Consider the following 16488-nt stretch of genomic DNA (forward strand, 5'->3'; position numbering starts at 1 on the left):
CGCTCCGGCGGCCGGTCAACGCTGGCCGCCGAAGAACGCCCGGAGCAGCGCGGCGCTCTCCTCGCCCAGTACCCCGGCGTAAACCTCGGGACGGTGGCTCAGCCGCCGGTCGCGTACCACGTCCCACAGCGAACCCACCGCGCCGGTCTTGGGCTCCCACGCGCCGAACACGAGCGTGCCGATCCGGGCCAGGACGAGTGCGCCCGCACACATCGTGCAGGGCTCCAGGGTGACCACCAGCGTGCAGCCGGTCAGGCGCCAGGAACCCAGCCGTGCCGCGGCCGCCCGCAGCGCGACGATCTCGGCGTGCGCGGTCGGATCGCCGGCAGCCTCGCGCTGATTGCCGGCAGCGGCGAGTTCGGCGCCGTCGGGGGCGTAGACCACCGCCCCGACCGGCACGTCACCGGCGTCGACCGTGGCGGCCGTGGCGACCTGGAGCGCACGTCGCATCCACGGCTCGTATCTCACACCTCGCGCAGCTCCTCGATCTCGTCGCCGCAGCCGAGCACGAGGCAGACCTCCGCGGTCACGTCCGACGGCAGCATCCCCTCGGACGAGCACAGCTCCAGCAACTGGCGTGCCGGAATCCCGAGGTCGGCGAGCAGATCCGGATCCCCCACCGGGTCGGTGTCGGGCTCCCCTGCCGGCTCGTCCGGCTCCTCCTCGGGCTCCTCGGCCGGCTCGTTGGTCACCTCGTCGATCTCCAGCGCCGGCTCGTCGACCTCACCGAGCAGCAGCGCGCCGAGCCGGGACTCCTCGGCGAAGGCGGAGTCTGAGCCGAAGACCCTCAGGTCCTCGGCGTCATCGAGGCGCAGGATCGCCAGGTACGCGTCGTCGGACTCGACGAACAGCAGCGACACGTCGGCGTCCGGATCGACATCGCGCAGGCGGTCGGCCACCTCGTCAACGTCGGCAGCACCGTTCAGATCAATCTCGGCGGCGGCCCAGCCGCCGGATCCGCGGACCACCGCGGCAGCGAAGTAGGACACGATTCCCCCGGGTGGAAGGTCTTGGCGTGTGAGCCGCACAGCCGCGGCGGCACAGGTGACCCTCAGCCTATTCGGTCGTTAAGCGTGACGGTATCTGGTGCAGGGCACATCCACCGGGAGAACGCGGCCCGAATCGGAGTCTGATCACACTCGCGAGCCTTGTCTGGGGTGGTGGCGGCTCAGGTCCACCGGGCGCTGCGGCGGCGGGCGGCGATCAGCTCGCGCACCTGGTTCACGTATGCCTGGCGGGGCGCGACCCGGTCACGCACGGCCTTAGCGTCAGCGAGTTCGGCGAGGAGCCGGATCCGCCGGCGCCGGCGGTCGGGGTCAAGCCGCTGCAACGTCTGAGCCATGGAGCCGAGATTGCCGGTCCGGGACGGCTTCGTCAAGCCGGTGCCGTTGCGCGAGTGTAAACACACGTACGGTCACCGACGTGGCACGAACGGCAACGTCACCACAGCAGCCAGTGACCGCCGGCGAACCGAGCGAGTACCACAATCCCAGCGATACCGACGCCGACCGCGCTGCTGATGGCGATGCCGACCGCCACTCCGCGGTCGCCGTACCTGGCCAGTGCCAGGGCGGTCAGCCAGGCCACCAGGCCGGCGCTGATACTCAGCCAGGCATATCCGCGGGCATTCGAGGCGAGCAGGCCGAAGAGCAGCATCCACAGGGCGCCGGAACCAGCTCCGGCGGCGACGGCGGGCCGCCGCACCGGATGCGGCTCGCGGTAGGTCGGCCGGGGACGTCCGGAGGGAAAGAGCCCGGACGGGGCACGGGTGGTCGGCGCGGGCCAGCCCGGCGCTCCCTGGGCGCCGGGCCAGCCGGGCGTACCGGGCCATCCCGGACCGCCCGGCATCCGCGGCGTACCCGTGCCGGCCCAGCCCTGGACGCCGGGCTGGCTCTGGACACCCTGCGGGGCGGCCCAGCCCGGACCGGGCCCGCTGACCGGCCGCGTGGCGCTCCCCTGACCCGGGCCGCTGACCGCGCTCCCCTGACCTGGGCCGCTCACCGGCCACGTGGCGTTTCCCTGACCCAGGCCGCTCACCGGACCGGTGGCGCTTCCCGGCGAGGACGAGCCGGGGGCGGCCCAGGCCCGGTCGGCAACGGCCTGCCCCGATTGCCCCTGGCCGGGTTGTGCCCAGCCGGGCTGCGGGTGGCCGGGCTGCAGCTGGCCAGGCTGGCCGGTGCCGGATGGGCCGCCGGGCCGTGCGGGGCCGGAAGGCCCGTTGAGAGCGGAAGGTCCGTTGGGGGCGCCGGGCCCATTGGGGGCGGCAGACCCGTTGGGGGCGCTGGGCCCATTGGGGGCGGCGGGCGGGGCTGGCCGGCCCGGCGCGGATCGGTTGTCCGCACCGGCGGAGCCGGTCACGTGTGCCCAGGACTGATCGACAGTGGGATCCGAGTCGTCGACATATCCGGGCGGCACGATCGGGCGGATGCCCGGAGGCAGCGTGATCCGGGTCGGCACCGCTCCTCCCGCCGGCGCCGCTTCTCCCGCCGCCTGCGGCGACGCGGGCGGGCCGGACGCGCTGGCGGGCGGGCCGGACGCGCTGTCCGGCCGGTCCGGCTGCGCCCAGCCGAGGCCGGGTTCGTCGCCCAGACGGTGGTTCTCGATCGGCTCGGTCATCCGTCACCCTCCGACCATGAGCCTAGGCCATGTCTCGGAGTACCTGGCCGGCCTGCGGCGGATCCAGACGACGACCGGCGGCCGCCGCGGCAGATGCGCCGCCACCGGAGACCGGACGCAGATCGGCCGCCGCGCCGGACGCGCCCCCACCGGTGAGCCCGCGACACACCCGGCGGTCGGGCGCGACACGCCCGGCGCCGCCGGGTCCGCCCGGCGCGTCCGGGAGCGCGGTCAGGCGCGCGGTTGGCCACGGGTACCTCATGTCCTGGCTGCCCACGACATGTGGGAGAGTGGCCGCCGTGCGGACTGCGGTGATCGGCCTTGGATTGATCGGCGGATCCCTGCTGCGCGCGCTCGCCGCCGGAGGTCACGCCGTTCTCGGGTACGACGCCGACCCGGCCACCCGCGCGGTGGCCCGTACCGCCGCCGCCCGGGCACCACAGGGCGAGCGCTGGCAGGTCGCCGGGGCGGTGCGGGACGCCGTGGCCAATGCCGAGCTGGTGGTGCTCGCGGTCCCGCTGCCCGCCGTCGGTACGGTCCTCGACGAGCTGGCCGGGATCGGGTACAGCAGCCTGCTCACCGACGTCACATCCGTCAAGGGGCCGGTACGCGACCGGGTCAACGAACGGGCCCGCCGCTTCGGCCGGCTGCCCGGATTCATCGGCGGGCACCCGATGGCCGGCCGGGAGACGTCCGGCTTCACCGCCAGCGATCCGCGCCTCTTCCACGGCTGCACCTGGGTGCTCTGCCTGGAACCGGGCGAGACCGAACTGACCGACTGGCTCACCCTGGCCGCGCTGATCACGACCCTGGGCGCCCGGGTCGTACCGGCCACCGCCGCCGACCACGATCGCGCGGTGGCGGCCGTGTCCCACGTACCCCATCTGCTCGCCGCCGCGCTGGCCACCGTCGCGGCCGCCGACCCGCTCGCGCTCAGCCTCGGCGCCGGGTCGTTCCGGGACGGAACCCGGGTGGCTGCCAGCCCACCGGCGCTGAGCGCCGCGATGACCGGGGGCAATGCCGACGCGGTCGGCCCGACGCTCGACCGGGTGCTGTCCCTCCTGGGTACGGCGAGAGCCGCACTGGACGGCGCCGACCCGATCGGCGAGCTGATGCCCTGGTTCGCCACCGGTACGGCGGCGCGAGCCGGCTGGCCGGGCGAGCCGAGCGAGCCGGTCGCCCTGCCCGCCGACCCGGATGTGCTGCTGCGGCTCGGGCGCGCCGGGGGCTGGGTCATCGCGGTCGCGGACGACCGGGGCACGGTCACCGCCGCCCGCCCGCTGATCCGCTGAGCCGGCAGGGCGCCGTCCGCTGATCCGTCGAGCCGGACAGGCCCCCGCCGCGGGCGGGTCTACCCGACGACCGGCGGGGTGATCACGCGCTGGTCGGTGACGATCGCCGTCACCAGGTCGGCCGGCGTCACATCGAACGCCGGGTTGACCGCTGCCGCGCCGGCCGGAGCGGTCCGGGCGCCCCGGAACGCGAGCACTTCATCGGCTCCCCGGTCCTCGATCTCAACCGCGCCGCCGTCGGGCGTGTCCGGGTCGACCGTCGACTCGGGCGCGACCACGAGGAACGGGATGCCGGCCCGCCGGGCGCCGAGCGCATGGGCGAAGGTACCCACCTTGTTGACGACGTCCCCGTTCGCGCAGATGCGGTCGGCCCCCACGATGACCGCGTCGACCTCGCCGCGACTCATCAGGAACGCTCCGGCGCCGTCCACCGCCACCCGGAACGGGATCCCCAGCCGGCCCAGCTCCCACGCGGTGAGCCGGGCACCCTGGAGCAGCGGCCGGGTCTCGCTGGCGATCACCTCGCGCAGCGAGCCGCGCCGGTGCAGTTCGGCGACCACGGACAGCCCGGTGCCGCCGACGACCGCGGCGAGCGCGCCGGTGTTGCAGTGGGTCAGCACCCGGACCGGGCCATCGCACATCGAGGCGACCAGGTCGGCACCGAGCCGTCCCTGCGCCTCGGAGCTGGCGATCTCCTCGTCCCGTACCAGAAGTGCCTCGGCGAGTACGGCGTCCGGCCCTTCGGGCAGCCGCCGCGCGGCGCGACGCGCGCCCCTGGCCAGGTTGACCGCGGTCGGCCGGGCGGTCTCGACCGCCGCGACCGCCCGGGCACGCTGCTCGGGATCGTCCGGATGCTGTCGGGCGGCCAGTGCCACACCGAGCGCACCGGCGACCCCGAGAGCCGGGGCACCCCGTACCGCCAGCCGGCGGATCGCGTCGACCATTTCCTCCACAGTGGACAGTCTCAGAGTGCGTAGCTCGTCGGGCAGCGCGGTCTGGTCGATGATCTCTACGGCGTCGTTCACCCAGTCGATGGTCCGCACGCCCACACGGTACGCGGGGATGGTCAAAACGCCGAACGCCATCCGAGCGGCGCGGGCGGGGCGATCCGGCGCCCCGGTAGATTTGACGGCATGTCCGATCCCGACAGGATGCCCGGTACGGAGGCCGGCCGACCTCGGACGGCGCCGGCCCGGGGCGGCCGATGAGCGCCCGCGACCCGGTAGCCGACCTGCGCGAGATCGCCTTCCGGCTGGAGCGCGCGAACGAGGCGACCTACCGGGTGCGGGCGTTCCGCTCGGCGGCCACCGCGATCGGCGCGCTGGCACCGGGCGAACTCGCCGCGCGGGTAGCCGACGGCAGCCTCACCAAGCTGCCGGGGGTCGGCGAGGTGACCGCGCGCTGCGTGGCCGAGTCGCTGGCCGGCGAGGAGCCGGTGTACCTCCGCCGGCTGGTCGCGACATCGACGGTCGACCTGGACGAGGCGGCGACGACGGTGCGCCGCGCTCTGCGTGGGGACTGCCACAGCCACTCGGACTGGTCGGACGGCGGGTCGCCGATTGAGGAGATGGCACTGGCCGCGGTGCAACTCGGTCACGAGTACCTGGTCATCACCGACCACTCGCCGAGGTTGACCGTCGCGCAGGGGTTGTCCCCGAGCCGGCTGCGCGAGCAACTGGCCATGGTGGCCGCCATCAACGACTCCCTGCCCGAGGGATTCCGGCTGTTGACCGGCATCGAGGTGGACATCCTCCCGGATGGCTCACTCGACCAGGAACCGGACCTGCTGGCACAGCTCGACATCGTGGTCGGATCGGTCCACAGTGGACTCCGTGCGGAGAGTGCCGCGATGACCAGGCGGATGCTCACCGCGATCGCCAATCCGCACCTGGACATCCTCGGGCACTGCACCGGTCGGCGGCTGGCCGCGCGTAGCGGCAAGGGCGGCGGCGACCGGGCGCACCGGGAGGGCAGATCGCGGCCGGAGAGCACGTTCGACGCCGACGCGGTCTTCGCCGCCTGCGCCGAGCACGACAAGGCGGTCGAGATCAACTGTCGACCGGACCGGCTGGACCCGCCGAAGCGGTTGCTGCGCCTGGCGGTCGAGGCGGAGTGCCGGTTTTCCATCGACACTGACGCACACGCGCCGGGGCAGCTCGACTGGCTCGGATACGGCTGCGAACGTGCCGCACGCTGTGCCGTACCGGTCGCCAACGTCGTCAACAGCTGGAGCGCGGAGCGGCTCGTAGCATGGGCCGCCGGCCACAGCTAGGCCGTGTCTCGCCGCTGGGCCCCCTTTCCCACCCCGCGACCTTCGCTCAACGACTTAGCAGTTCAGGGCCGGTCGAATAGGGTCGGCGGGTGGGAAGAATTGATGACCTCGCCAACTGGTACGTCGAAGAATGGGCGCCGCTTGATCCCATCGCGTCCACCTACGTCGGAATCGGCGGATACGATGACAAACTGACCGATATGTCGCTCGCTGGCTACGCTGCGCAGGCTGACCTCGACCGCCGCACTCTCGCCGAGCTGTCCACGATGGAGCCGGCCAACGAGCGCGAGCGGGTCGCCAAGGAGGCAATGCGGGAGCGCCTGGAGCTGGCTCTGGCACGGTACGACGCGGGCGAGACGACCAGCGAGCTGAACGTCATCGGCAGCGGGCTGCACGCCGTTCGTTCGGTGTTCGACCTGATGCCGCTGGCGGGCGAGAAGGCGGCCAGCGACATCGCGGCCCGGCTCGGCGCGGTCCCCAGGGCGCTGGGCGAATACCAGCAGACGTTGCTGGAGGCGGCGCGCGGCGGGCACGTCTCGGCGCAGAAGCAGATCGTCGAGGTCGCCAAGCAGTGCGACAGCTGGACCGACCCGAACGCGGACGACTTCTACCCGGCGCTGGTACGCCGGGTCGAGCAGGCCGGCGAGCTGCCGGCCGGTTTGCGCGCCGATCTGGAGCGCGGCGGCGAGGCCGCCAACGCGGCAACCGTGGAGTTCGGGCGGTTCCTGCGTGAGGAGCTGGCTCCGCTCGGCGGGCAGAACCAGGCAGTCGGGCGCGACCGGTACGCGCTCGCCTCGCAGTACTTCCTCGGTGCCCGGGTCGACCTGGACGAGACGTATGCGTGGGGCTTCGCCGAGCTGGCCCGGCTCGAGTCGGAGATGCGGAATGTGTCCGACAAGATCGTGCCAGGTGGCTCCATCGACGACGCGGTCGCGGCACTCGACGCCGATCCGGCTCGGACGATCGGGACCAAGGAGGCGTTCCGCGACTGGATGCAGGAACTGGCCGACCGGGCCATCGCCGACCTGAGCGGTACTCACTTCGACATCCCGGAACAAGTGCGGCGGATCGAGTGCTGCATCGCACCGACCTCGGACGGGGCCATCTACTACACCGGTCCGAGCGAGGACTTCAGCCGGCCCGGCCGGATGTGGTGGGCGGTGCCGCAGGGCATCACCAGCTTCTCCACCTGGCGCGAGGTGACCACGGTCTACCACGAGGGCGCTCCCGGACACCACCTCCAGGTGGCGCAGACGGCGGTCCGCGCCGACCTGCTCAACCGCTGGCAACGCCTGCTGTCCTGGTGCTCCGGCCACGGTGAGGGCTGGGCCCTGTACGCCGAGAACCTGATGGACGAACTGGGCTACCTCCAGGATCCCGGCGACAAGCTGGGCATGCTCGACAGTCAGGCGTTCCGCGCCTCGCGAGTGATCGTGGACATCGGCATGCATCTGGAGTTGGAGATCCCGGCGGACAATCCGTTCGGCTTCCACCCCGGCGAGCGGTGGACGCCGGAGTTGGGCTGGGAGTTCCTTCGCGCCCACTGCCGGATCCCGGACGAGAACCTGCGGTTCGAACTCAACCGGTACCTGGGCTGGCCGGGCCAGGCCCCGTCGTACAAGGTCGGCGAGCGGTTCTGGCTGACCGCCCGCGAGGAGGCCAGGGCGCGCAAGGGCAAGGACTTCAACCTCAAGGAGTTCCACCGCGCCGCGCTCGACCTGGGCTCGATCGGCCTGGATCCGCTCAAGGACGCGCTCGCCCGCATCTGATCCCCTGCACGCTGACGCCCCCGGTCGCCGTTGACCGGGGGCGTCAGCGTCTGAGGAACATCAGGAGAGGTAGGAGATCCCCAACGCCGGGGCGGTGAGCTTGTCGGCGTGGACGAGCACCAGGTCCAGCGTCGCGTTCGTGAAGAACGCACCGGGGATCGGGATCGGGGGCAGCGGCGGCGGGGTGTCCGGCGTCCAGTTCACTGGAATCAGGCCGAGCAGATTGCCGGTGAGCCTACTGGTGTAGAACGTGACGTGCCCGGAAACCGTGAGCTTGGTGCTCTTGTAGGACAGCGTGCGGTTGCCGGTCACCATCGGTACGCGCAGCTCGAACGGCGTGGACGAGGAGCTGGCCATGGTGAACTGCAGCACCCGTACCGTGCCGCCGTTGGCGGTCGGCAGCGCGGTCACACCCCGGTACGTCACCGTGAGCTGTTCCAGCAGTGCGGTGATCTGCTCGGAGGGGTTCGCCGCGACGACCGTCTGATCCAGCGGCGGCACCGGATCGGTGCTGCCTACGGGGCAGTCGGCCGAGGACGGTGAGGCACTGGCCGCGCGGCCGGCGCTCCTGCCGGGGATGGACGAGTGCGCGGCGGGTGACGAGCTGTGCGCGCTCGGGGTGAGGGACTTCGGCGTACCGGTCGGCTGGCCACTGGTCGGCTGCGACGTCGCGGTCGGCCGCGGACTGGCGGTCGGAGTGTCCGACGGCGTGGTAGACGTGGACGCGGACGGTTCCGGGGACGTGTCGTCGCCGATGCCGAGGAGCTTTCCGAGTCCATCGAGGACGCCGAGCACCGCGCCGCCGAGCGAGCTGTGCGCGCCGTCCGATCCGGCCGGCGCACCCGAGGCGGTTGGCGCGGCCGACGAGGACGGCACGCCGGCCGCGGTGGCGGAGCCGGCCTGGTTGGCTTTCCCAGTGCCGGCCTGGTTCGCTTTCCCGCCGGTCGACTCCGTCCCGGTCGACTTCGCGCCACCTGACTTCGCGCCACCCGACTTCGCGCCGCTTGAGTTGGCGGCGCTTGAATTCGCGGCGCTCGACCTCGCGCCGCTGGCCGCCTTGGCCGCACTGCCGCCCGTCGGCTTGGCGCTGGGCGTGGGGCTGGCACTGCCGATCAGCGAGGCGATCAGTTCGGAACACGACGGTGCGGCGCCGGCCGGAGCCGAGGGCCGCAGCGTGGTGGCTCCGACGGCGCCCACGGTCAGCAGTATCAGGATGACCGCGAGCCCGCGCGGGCTGCGTCGGGGCAGTCCGCCGGAGGGCGGGGGCTCCTCACTGCCGCCGGACGGCGGGCGCTCCTTACTGCCGCCGGACTCGTCGGCGTCCGGCTGCTCGACGCTCGGCCGCAGAAGGCCGGCCCGCGCCTCCTCGGTGCCCGCCGGACCGGTGCCCGCCGGTCCGGCGCCCGGCGCCGCTGGGCCGGGCGATGCTGCGTCCGGCGGTTGCATGCCCGGCCGCCCTGTGCCTGACCAAGACGTGCCTGCCGGCTCGGTGCCCGGCCGGTGGCCGCCGAGCCGCGGGGTCGGCGCGGTCGTCCGGGCCGGTACCCCCAGCGGCGAGACCGTCGATGTCGGCAGCGTGTCGGCCAGCGGCCCGCTGGAGCGGGATCCGGTCGGCTCTTCCTCGACCGGATCGGAATCCTGGTCCGGAGCGGCGTGCGCGGGCGACGAGCGGCGCCAGGACGGGTCGCCGTCGCCGGCTGTCCCGCTATCAGCCGTCCCGCCGTCACCCGTGTCGTGGCCGGCTGTGTCGTGGCCGGCCGTGTCGTGGCCGGCCGCGTCGTGGCCGGCCGTGTCGTGGCCGGCTGTGGCTGCCGGTCCGAGAATCGCGTCCAGCCCACCGGCCGAGTCGACCCCGGCGGTCGCGTCGGGCCCGGTGGCCGGTTGGGGTACCGGACCCATCGGCCAACCGCCCGGAACGGGGGTGCTCGGTGCCGGCGTCCACGAGGCACCGAGCGCGCCTCCGACGATGCCCACCAGCATGCCGAGCACGAAGCCGCCCAGGTTCAGGCCGACCAGCCCGCCCACCGACACGGCCGAAGCCAGAACACCGTAGAAGATGCGCTGAGCCGGAGTGAACAGCGTCAGAAGCCCGCACAACGCCAGGATCAGCGGGATCATCCAGCCGAGGAACTCCTGCTGGGAGAACGAAATCTTGATGTTCGCGAACCCGATGTGGCCGCTGTAGAAGTAGATCCCCGCGGCCACGATGGTCAGCAGCCCGCCCCAGAACGGCCGGCCCCGGGTCCAACGGACGAACGCCCGCCAGCCCCGGACCCACGCGTTGCGCGGCGGCGGCACTACGTACCCGGTTGTCACGTGCTCCTCCCGCCTCTCGTCGCGACAAGGAGAAGGCCCGCGGAGAGGAACTCCGCGGGCCTCGCGCCGCTGGTCAGAAGCACTCTTCCTTGTTCAGGCTCACGTGCAGGTCGAGCCCGTTGAGGTTGAACGTGCCAGCGCTGGTGGACCACGCGATCTGGGTCAGGTTAGTGATCTTTACGGTGTCCGCCTGCTGGCCGAAGAAGCCCGGCAGGCCCTGGGCGCCAGTCGGGCCCTTGTTCAGCGTCGACGCGTCCTGACCGATGCTGATGTTGCCGAACTCGGCGTCACCGTTGAGCTGGGTCAGGTCGATCATCAGGTCGGTCGCCGTGGCGGCCGTGCCGTTGTTGCCGGCGTGGATGACGAGACTGATGCTCGTGCCCGGCACCACGACCGACTGGCACATGTCGGTCAGGCTCGCCTTGGCGATGCCGGAGACCGCGACCGGGTGGTTCTTCGCGTCGGTCGGGTCGGGAATGTTGGTGCCGGGGATCATTCGCCCGCCCTTTTCCTGGGCAAAGCCGCCGTACTGCACGAAGCCCGTACCGTCCAGTTCGGCGGCCTTGACCTTGAAGGTGGAGCCGGACACGGCGAACGACGCGGGGATCGCGCCGTTGGCGATGCCGACGACGAGCAGGCTCGCGGCGGCCACCGCGGGCACCAACACGGCGGCGAACCGCCGCCATTTGATGTGGCCGAACATCGGGTTGCCTTGCGCATCCTTCACGGGGTCCTCCTCGTGGGCAACGTCGTTCGCGACGGTCCGGTGGCCTTCCGGCGCTGACGTCGCGCGACAAGATGCGATGGGGGTAAGAAATCGGGGACTACGCCTGACGTCGACGGCTTCGACGACTGCGTTCGGTGATGTTCTCGCTTGGGCAGCCGGGATTTCAAGGCCGCTAGCTACTCGCGAGTAACAGTCGAGCCCTCCGGAGGATCACCGTCCGTCATATCGATCGACGCGCCACCGCGAGGAACCGCCGGATTTCATCGGCTTTGTGAGACGGCCTCTTACTGTGACGGTCACCACAGGTGACTCTCGGACGCGACCGTCACGGTTTTATAACAGAGCCGGCCCACCAGAGCGGGCTTAACGCGCGGATCAGGACAGGTCACCCGCCGCATTCGCGCCAACCCCCGCGACAGCTGGTACGGCGGCCACGCCATCGCCTTCCATCGCTTCCCGGCGGGCATCCGGGTGGTCTCCGGAGTTCTGAGCGTGCCGTGCCGGCCGGCGCATGGTACGCAGCGTGGCGAGCAGTTCGCCCCGGCTGGCGCAGCCCAGCCGCTGGCGCATCCGCGCCACGTGGTGTTCGACCGTCTTGGGGGAGATATACAGCCGGTCGCCGATCTGCCGGTACGTCATGCCGGCCAGCACCAGGTCGGCGACTTCCCGCTCCCGGTCGCTCAGGCTGGCGTCGTCCGCGGTGTCCGGTACCGGTTCGCGGTCGGTGCCGCGCTGCCCCGCCGGCCGGCCCTGCAACAGGCGGGCACAGTCGAGCAGCGCGATCATGGCGCGACGATCGGACGTGCGGATGGCGGCCTGGCCGGCCAACCGCGACGCGTCCCAGCGCAGCCCGACGTCGTGCAGCCCGCGGGCTGCCGCCGACACCTGCTCCGGGTCGACCTTCCCCGCGAGTACGGCCAGCCAGCTGTCCGCCGCATCAGCGAGAGCCGCGGCGTACCGGCTGTGTCCGGAGCCCGCCGCGAGCGCCTTGGCGTGCTCCTCGGCCAGGTCCGGTCGATTGCCGATGATGGCCGCCTGCAGGCAACTCCAGTGCAGCGGCAGAGCCCACAGCGGTGGGTCGCCCAGCCGGGTCAGCAGCGCGCGGGCGTCCTGCAACTGGGCGGTGATCCCGGTGTGATCGTCCAGCCGCGCCGCCGCCACGACCAGTTCGCCGAGCGGCAGCAGGGTGAACAGGTCCACCGGATGGCGCAGCACAGCCTCGCTTGCCGCGGCCCACGCCTGGCGCAGCGCGGACAGGTCGCTGTCCCGCCTGGCGAGCGCGACGTCGAGGGCGAGCGCGAAAAGCCGGTCACGCGGCTGGAGCGCGTCGCGGTTGCTCGGCAGGTACTGCCGGGCCGCGGCGGTTTCCCCGCGCATGACCAGGATCCACGCCTGAAGCAGCCGGTGCCGGGTGGCCATCACCGTCCCGCCGAGGCGCGCCGCGACTGCCCGGTCGAGCACCGCGCGGGCGGTGTTCAGATCGGCGCAGTGCAGCGCGATCAGTGCGGCCAACGCGGCCGGGCTGTCGGGCAGCAGTACGCCGGGACCGGCCGGCTCCAGCAGATCCGAGGCGCGCACGAGGCTGGACAACGCGACGGTCGGCGAACCCCCGACCGACTCGTGCACACCGCGTGCCATCAGCGCGGCCGCGCCGGACAGCAGGGTCGGCGGCGCGTCCGGCGCCTCCGCGTCGAAGTTGCGCGCGATGCCGGCGAGCTGGCCGGTCCCGACCTGCCCCACGGCCGCAAACGCCGCCGACGGGCCGGTGCCGGACCACCGGTAGAGCTCGGCGCTGCGAGCCAACTGACCCCGGTGCGCCAGGGCCGCCGCGGCTACCAGCGCGCAGTCCGCCTGCTCGGGCCGGCGTGGCCCGGCGATCACCTCGTCCGCCATGCGCAGCGCGGTACCCAGATCGCCGGACAGCGCGGCGGCGTGCGACCAGCGGGCGGCCAGCGCGCGGACCGGCCGGCCGGCGGTCGCACCGGCGGCGAAAAGGGCCGCGGACAGGGCCGGCTCGTCGGGAAGCGCCTCCTCGGCGGCTGCCTCGAACACCGCGGCCACGCCCGGACCGGAGACCCCGGTGCCGAGCAACGACCTGGCCAGGCCGAGGACCGAGGCGCCCCGGTCCATCTGGAGTTCCGCCAGCCGGCGGCGTACCGCCACCCGGCGATCGAGCGGGAACAGCGAGGCGACCGCGCGCCGGGCCACCGGTACCAGCGAACCGTCGTGGCCGAGCAGCCCGGTGGCCCGGATCGCGTCGACCACCTCGGAGACCTCGGCCGGACCCCGCGCCAGCAGCGCGCCAAGCAGGTCGAGATGCGGCGCGACCCCCGCCTCGGCGGCCAACAGGTAGATCTGACAGTCCAGGTCCAGCCGACCCATGTCGTGGCGGAACTGCATCAGTACGTGGGCGGGCAGCTCACCGGCGGCCTTTACGGCGCCGGACTTCGCGCCGCCCGCCAGCCACGCCCCGCCGTCCTCCGCGCCGACCAACCACTCCACATAACGGGGTACCCCGCCGGTCTGCACACGCAGGGAGTCCGCCAGCGCCGCCCGGTTCGCCGCGGTCAGCCCGGCCGGGAACCGCGCGGCGAGCAGCTCGACGATCTGCTCCGTGGTGAACGGTGCGAGCAGCAGAGCCGGCCTGCGCTGGCGCAGCGTGGCGGTCAGCCGGGCGAACGCCGCCGGCCGGGGCCAGGGCCGGTACCCGACGACGAGCCGGGCCCCCGGTGTCTCGGCCAGCCGGCACAGCTGGACGACCTGCGCCTCCGGAAGTTGGTGAGCATCGTCGATGACGACCGCGACGCCGCCGACCGGACCCAGTGCCTCCCCGGTGCTACCCAGTGCCTCGGCGCCGACCACCTCGACGCCGGCCTGCCGGTAGCGCTGGACCATCTCATCGAGCGTCGCCGTTTTGCCGTACCCGCCCGGCGCTTCGACGCCAACCACCATGGCAGCGAAGGGATCGGCGGTTACCTCGGCAAAGAGTGCGGCGGTCTGATGGTCAAGCACGTACCTGCGTTGGGTAGCGGTCTGGGTACTCAACGATGTCCTCGCCCTGCGGTCGGCGGCGCGCGGTCATCTTGTTCTTCGATGCGGGGACGGCCGGCGTTACAGAAAAACGCCGGCGAGGTCGATCATTACCGTCCGCATCGGGACCAATACCCCGAACGGTCACTCCTGAGAGTCGCGGCGCAGCCACCGCTTGCCCCGCTTGGGCAGGTTCAGGGGGGCGATGTAGACGGGCGGCCTCGGTGGCGCTTCGCCGATGTCGTCGTCCGCGTCGTAGTCGCCGAACCGTTGCCCGGCGCCGTACGGGCGTGGGCGGTGGCCGGGACGCGGGCGGGGATCCGGGCGCGGGCGGTAGTCCTCGACGTACTCCACGTCCTGGCCGGCGACGGGTTCCACGGCGCGGGCGTCGCCGTACTCGACGATCTCGCCGGTACGCGCCGCCGGCAGGTTCACCGGCCGGTCGATGGCGTACCGGGCGGCCAGCGCCGCGCCCTTGGCGACGCGCAGCTCGGGCTGCGGCCCGACGGCCACCCGTACCGGCAGGACGGCGGCGACCAGGGCACTGACCAGCGGAGTCCGTGCCGCGTCGCCGGAGAGCACCACGCCGGCCAACTCCCCCGGCGCCAATCCGGCCGCCGCGACCATCCGGCGCAGCGCGTCGGTCGCGGTGAACAGCAGCGGCCGGACCAACTCCTCGAAACTGGCGCGGGTGATCGGCACCCGGGTCACCAGCGACGGGGGAAGGTCCACCGTGATGTTCGCCTCGGCCGCCGTGGTCAGCAGCTCCCGCGCGGCGGCGCACTCCTCGCGCACGCGGACGATCCCGTCCCGTACCAGCGGGTCGGTCGGGTCCAGCGAGTCGAAGCCGACCCGCAGCTGCTCGCCGACGTACCCCAGCAGCGCGTCGTCCAGCAGCGGCTCGATACCCCCCGGGTACCCGTCGGGGTCGCTGTCCACTCCGTTGCCCGAGCAGCCGAGCAGCTCGAACGTGCCCACGTCGGTCCGGCGTACCAGCGCGGACTCGCCACCACCGAAATCCTGGACGGCCAGCACGGCACCGGCACCGACCGGCGTCCCGACGACATACTCCTCGGCGGCGACCACCGGCGCGGGCAGCAGCGTGACGGCGTCCAGCCCGGCCCGCCAGAGGGCCCGGTGCAGCAGCTCCACCCGGTACGGTCCCCAACCACCGGGGTGCGTGACCACGATGTGCTCGGCGCGACCGCCCTCCCGCTCCTCGACCCGGTCGACCACCCAGAGGGCCAGCGAGGCCAGGAGCGCCTGACCCGTATACGGTTCGCCGTCGATGATTAACGGAACGTCATCGCCGACCCGGCGGCCGAAACCGAGCACCGCCCGGCCCTTCCCGGCCAGGGCCTGTCCCGCCTCGCCGGCGTGGATGGAGCCGTCCGGCAGGACGTAGAGCACCGAGGGAATGGTGCTGGTGCCGGTGCCGAGCGGGAACGCCTCGGCCTCGGTCCAGCCGCCGGCGCCGGACGCGCCGTTGACCAGCCGGGACACCGCGGCTGCCGTGCGCCAGCCGCCGAGGTCGATCCCGAGGACGTACGGCATCCCGAGATTCCACCACACGGGTCAGTCCCCTGTCCCCCTAACGGCCGGTGCCCCCTCAACCCCCTATCGGCGTGGCACCCGTACGGGAGAGATCCCCGATGTGCACCCTGTTGACCCTCCGTAGCTTCGTCACCGGCGCCGGGCCAGCGGTCCAGGTCGCCTGCTCCCGGTTCCGATACTCGAAGAGGTCTCTGAATGGACTCGCCACAGACACTGCACGACTTCGTGTCCAACCTGCTCAGCAACCCTGACGCACTGATGGCCTTCCAGGTCGACCCCGACGCCGCGCTCAGCGCCGCGGGGCTGAGCGACTGCAATGTGCAGGACGTCCAGGAGGCGATCCCGCTGGTGGTCGACTTCGCGCCTGCACAGACCGTAGCCACCCTGGAGAGCAGCCTCACCAACCTGACCAGCGACGCGCTGAGCGCCGACACGGCCGGCGTGGTGCAGCAGATCCAGGTGCTCGCCCAGCAGCTGCCCGCCCAGGCGACGAACGAGTTCAGCCTGACGGCGTCCGGCTCGCTCATCGGTGGCGCGGACGGCCTGGCCGGCGGCACGTCGCTGAGCGGCGGCATCACCTCGGGCCTGCTCGGCAACCTGAGCTTCGCCAGCGGCACCGACCTCAGCCACCTGAACGGGATGGACCCGATGGAGACGGTCTCGAGCGTCACATCGATCGCGGCAGGCGCGCTGAGCGACCCGAGCGCCACTCTCGGGGCCGTCACCGGCGTGCTCGGGGAGTCGAACGGCGCCCTGGGCGACCTGACCGGCGTGGTGAGCGGCACGCTGAGCGACCCGAACGCGGCGCTGGGCGAGGTCACCGGCCTGCTGAGCGACCCGACGGCCGCACTCGGCGAGGTCACCGGCCTGCTGGGTGGCGTGGGTCCGCTGGAGGGCGTGACCGGCACCCTC

At 72.6% G+C, this 16488-nt stretch carries 13 protein-coding genes; 4 read left to right on the forward strand and 9 right to left on the reverse strand.

Going from position 1 to position 16488, the window contains the following annotated elements:
• Positions 1-15: 15 nt before the first annotated feature.
• The 4 genes from Raf01_RS31920 to Raf01_RS50970 form a co-directional block, all read right to left on the reverse strand.
• Positions 16-450, reverse strand: a complete 435-nt coding sequence (locus Raf01_RS31920; RefSeq protein WP_203921776.1) for a nucleoside deaminase — start codon at positions 448-450, stop codon at positions 16-18.
• A gap of 14 nt (positions 451-464) precedes the next feature.
• On the reverse strand, positions 465-989 hold the full coding sequence (locus tag Raf01_RS31925) for a tRNA adenosine deaminase-associated protein (RefSeq protein ID WP_203921777.1): 525 nt from the start codon (positions 987-989) through the stop codon (positions 465-467).
• Positions 990-1168: 179 nt separating this feature from the next.
• Positions 1169-1342 (reverse strand): hypothetical protein, encoded by a 174-nt coding sequence (locus tag Raf01_RS31930; protein WP_203921778.1) that lies wholly within the window; start codon positions 1340-1342, stop codon positions 1169-1171.
• Between the two features lie 98 nt (positions 1343-1440).
• Positions 1441-1848: a hypothetical protein gene (locus Raf01_RS50970; protein WP_373319633.1), complete on the reverse strand. Its 408-nt coding sequence runs from the start codon at positions 1846-1848 to the stop codon at positions 1441-1443.
• 1067 nt (positions 1849-2915) lie between these two features.
• On the opposite strand from Raf01_RS50970, the gene Raf01_RS31940 reads away from it, so the two are divergent.
• Positions 2916-3908: a prephenate dehydrogenase/arogenate dehydrogenase family protein gene (locus Raf01_RS31940; RefSeq protein WP_203921779.1), complete on the forward strand. Its 993-nt coding sequence runs from the start codon at positions 2916-2918 to the stop codon at positions 3906-3908.
• A gap of 59 nt (positions 3909-3967) precedes the next feature.
• Here the strand turns inward: Raf01_RS31940 and mtnA are convergent, their stop codons facing one another.
• Positions 3968-4951 carry an S-methyl-5-thioribose-1-phosphate isomerase gene (gene mtnA / locus Raf01_RS31945; protein ID WP_203921780.1) on the reverse strand — a complete coding sequence of 328 codons (984 nt, stop codon included), beginning with the start codon at positions 4949-4951 and terminating at the stop codon, positions 3968-3970.
• 161 nt (positions 4952-5112) lie between these two features.
• Here mtnA and Raf01_RS31950 point away from each other — a divergent pair, with 161 nt between their 5' ends.
• Positions 5113-6180, forward strand: a complete 1068-nt coding sequence (locus Raf01_RS31950; protein ID WP_203921781.1) for a PHP domain-containing protein — start codon at positions 5113-5115, stop codon at positions 6178-6180.
• Positions 6181-6269: 89 nt separating this feature from the next.
• Positions 6270-7949 carry a DUF885 domain-containing protein gene (locus Raf01_RS31955; protein ID WP_203921782.1) on the forward strand — a complete coding sequence of 560 codons (1680 nt, stop codon included), beginning with the start codon at positions 6270-6272 and terminating at the stop codon, positions 7947-7949.
• A gap of 60 nt (positions 7950-8009) precedes the next feature.
• On the opposite strand, the gene Raf01_RS31960 is transcribed toward Raf01_RS31955, so the two are convergent.
• The 4 genes from Raf01_RS31960 to Raf01_RS31975 form a co-directional block, all read right to left on the reverse strand.
• The gene (locus Raf01_RS31960) at positions 8010-10265 is read right to left on the reverse strand and encodes a DUF6114 domain-containing protein (RefSeq protein ID WP_203921783.1); all 2256 of its coding nucleotides are present in this window, start codon (positions 10263-10265) and stop codon (positions 8010-8012) included.
• 73 nt (positions 10266-10338) lie between these two features.
• The gene (locus tag Raf01_RS31965; RefSeq protein WP_373319631.1) at positions 10339-10992 is read right to left on the reverse strand and encodes a DUF6230 family protein; all 654 of its coding nucleotides are present in this window, start codon (positions 10990-10992) and stop codon (positions 10339-10341) included.
• Positions 10993-11367: 375 nt separating this feature from the next.
• A complete protein-coding gene (locus Raf01_RS31970; protein WP_203921784.1) occupies positions 11368-13944 on the reverse strand; it encodes a helix-turn-helix transcriptional regulator in 2577 nt (858 codons plus the stop codon).
• A 222-nt stretch (positions 13945-14166) separates the two neighbouring features.
• Positions 14167-15576, reverse strand: coding sequence for an Hsp70 family protein (locus Raf01_RS31975; protein ID WP_203921785.1), 1410 nt, complete (start codon positions 15574-15576; stop codon positions 14167-14169).
• Positions 15577-15771: 195 nt separating this feature from the next.
• Here Raf01_RS31975 and Raf01_RS31980 point away from each other — a divergent pair.
• On the forward strand, positions 15772-16488 hold a 717-nt coding region (locus Raf01_RS31980; RefSeq protein WP_203921786.1), incomplete at its 3' end, for an IniB N-terminal domain-containing protein.

Origin of the sequence: Rugosimonospora africana (assembly GCF_016862975.1) — a bacterium.
Classification (GTDB): Bacteria; Actinomycetota; Actinomycetes; order Mycobacteriales; family Micromonosporaceae; genus Rugosimonospora; species Rugosimonospora africana.

Bases quoted from the DNA above. Each gene is read 5' to 3' on its own strand.
- Raf01_RS31920 (WP_203921776.1), bottom strand. From the start codon at position 450: ATGCGACGTGCGCTCCAGGTCGCCACGGCCGCCACGGTCGACGCCGGT.
- Raf01_RS31930 (WP_203921778.1), bottom strand. From the start codon at position 1,342: ATGGCTCAGACGTTGCAGCGGCTTGACCCCGACCGCCGGCGCCGGCGG.
- Raf01_RS50970 (WP_373319633.1), bottom strand. From the start codon at position 1,848: ATGCCGGGCGGTCCGGGATGGCCCGGTACGCCCGGCTGGCCCGGCGCC.
- Raf01_RS31950 (WP_203921781.1), top strand. From the start codon at position 5,113: ATGAGCGCCCGCGACCCGGTAGCCGACCTGCGCGAGATCGCCTTCCGG.
- Raf01_RS31970 (WP_203921784.1), bottom strand. From the start codon at position 13,944: ATGGTGGTTGGCGTCGAAGCGCCGGGCGGGTACGGCAAAACGGCGACG.
- Raf01_RS31975 (WP_203921785.1), bottom strand. From the start codon at position 15,576: ATGCCGTACGTCCTCGGGATCGACCTCGGCGGCTGGCGCACGGCAGCC.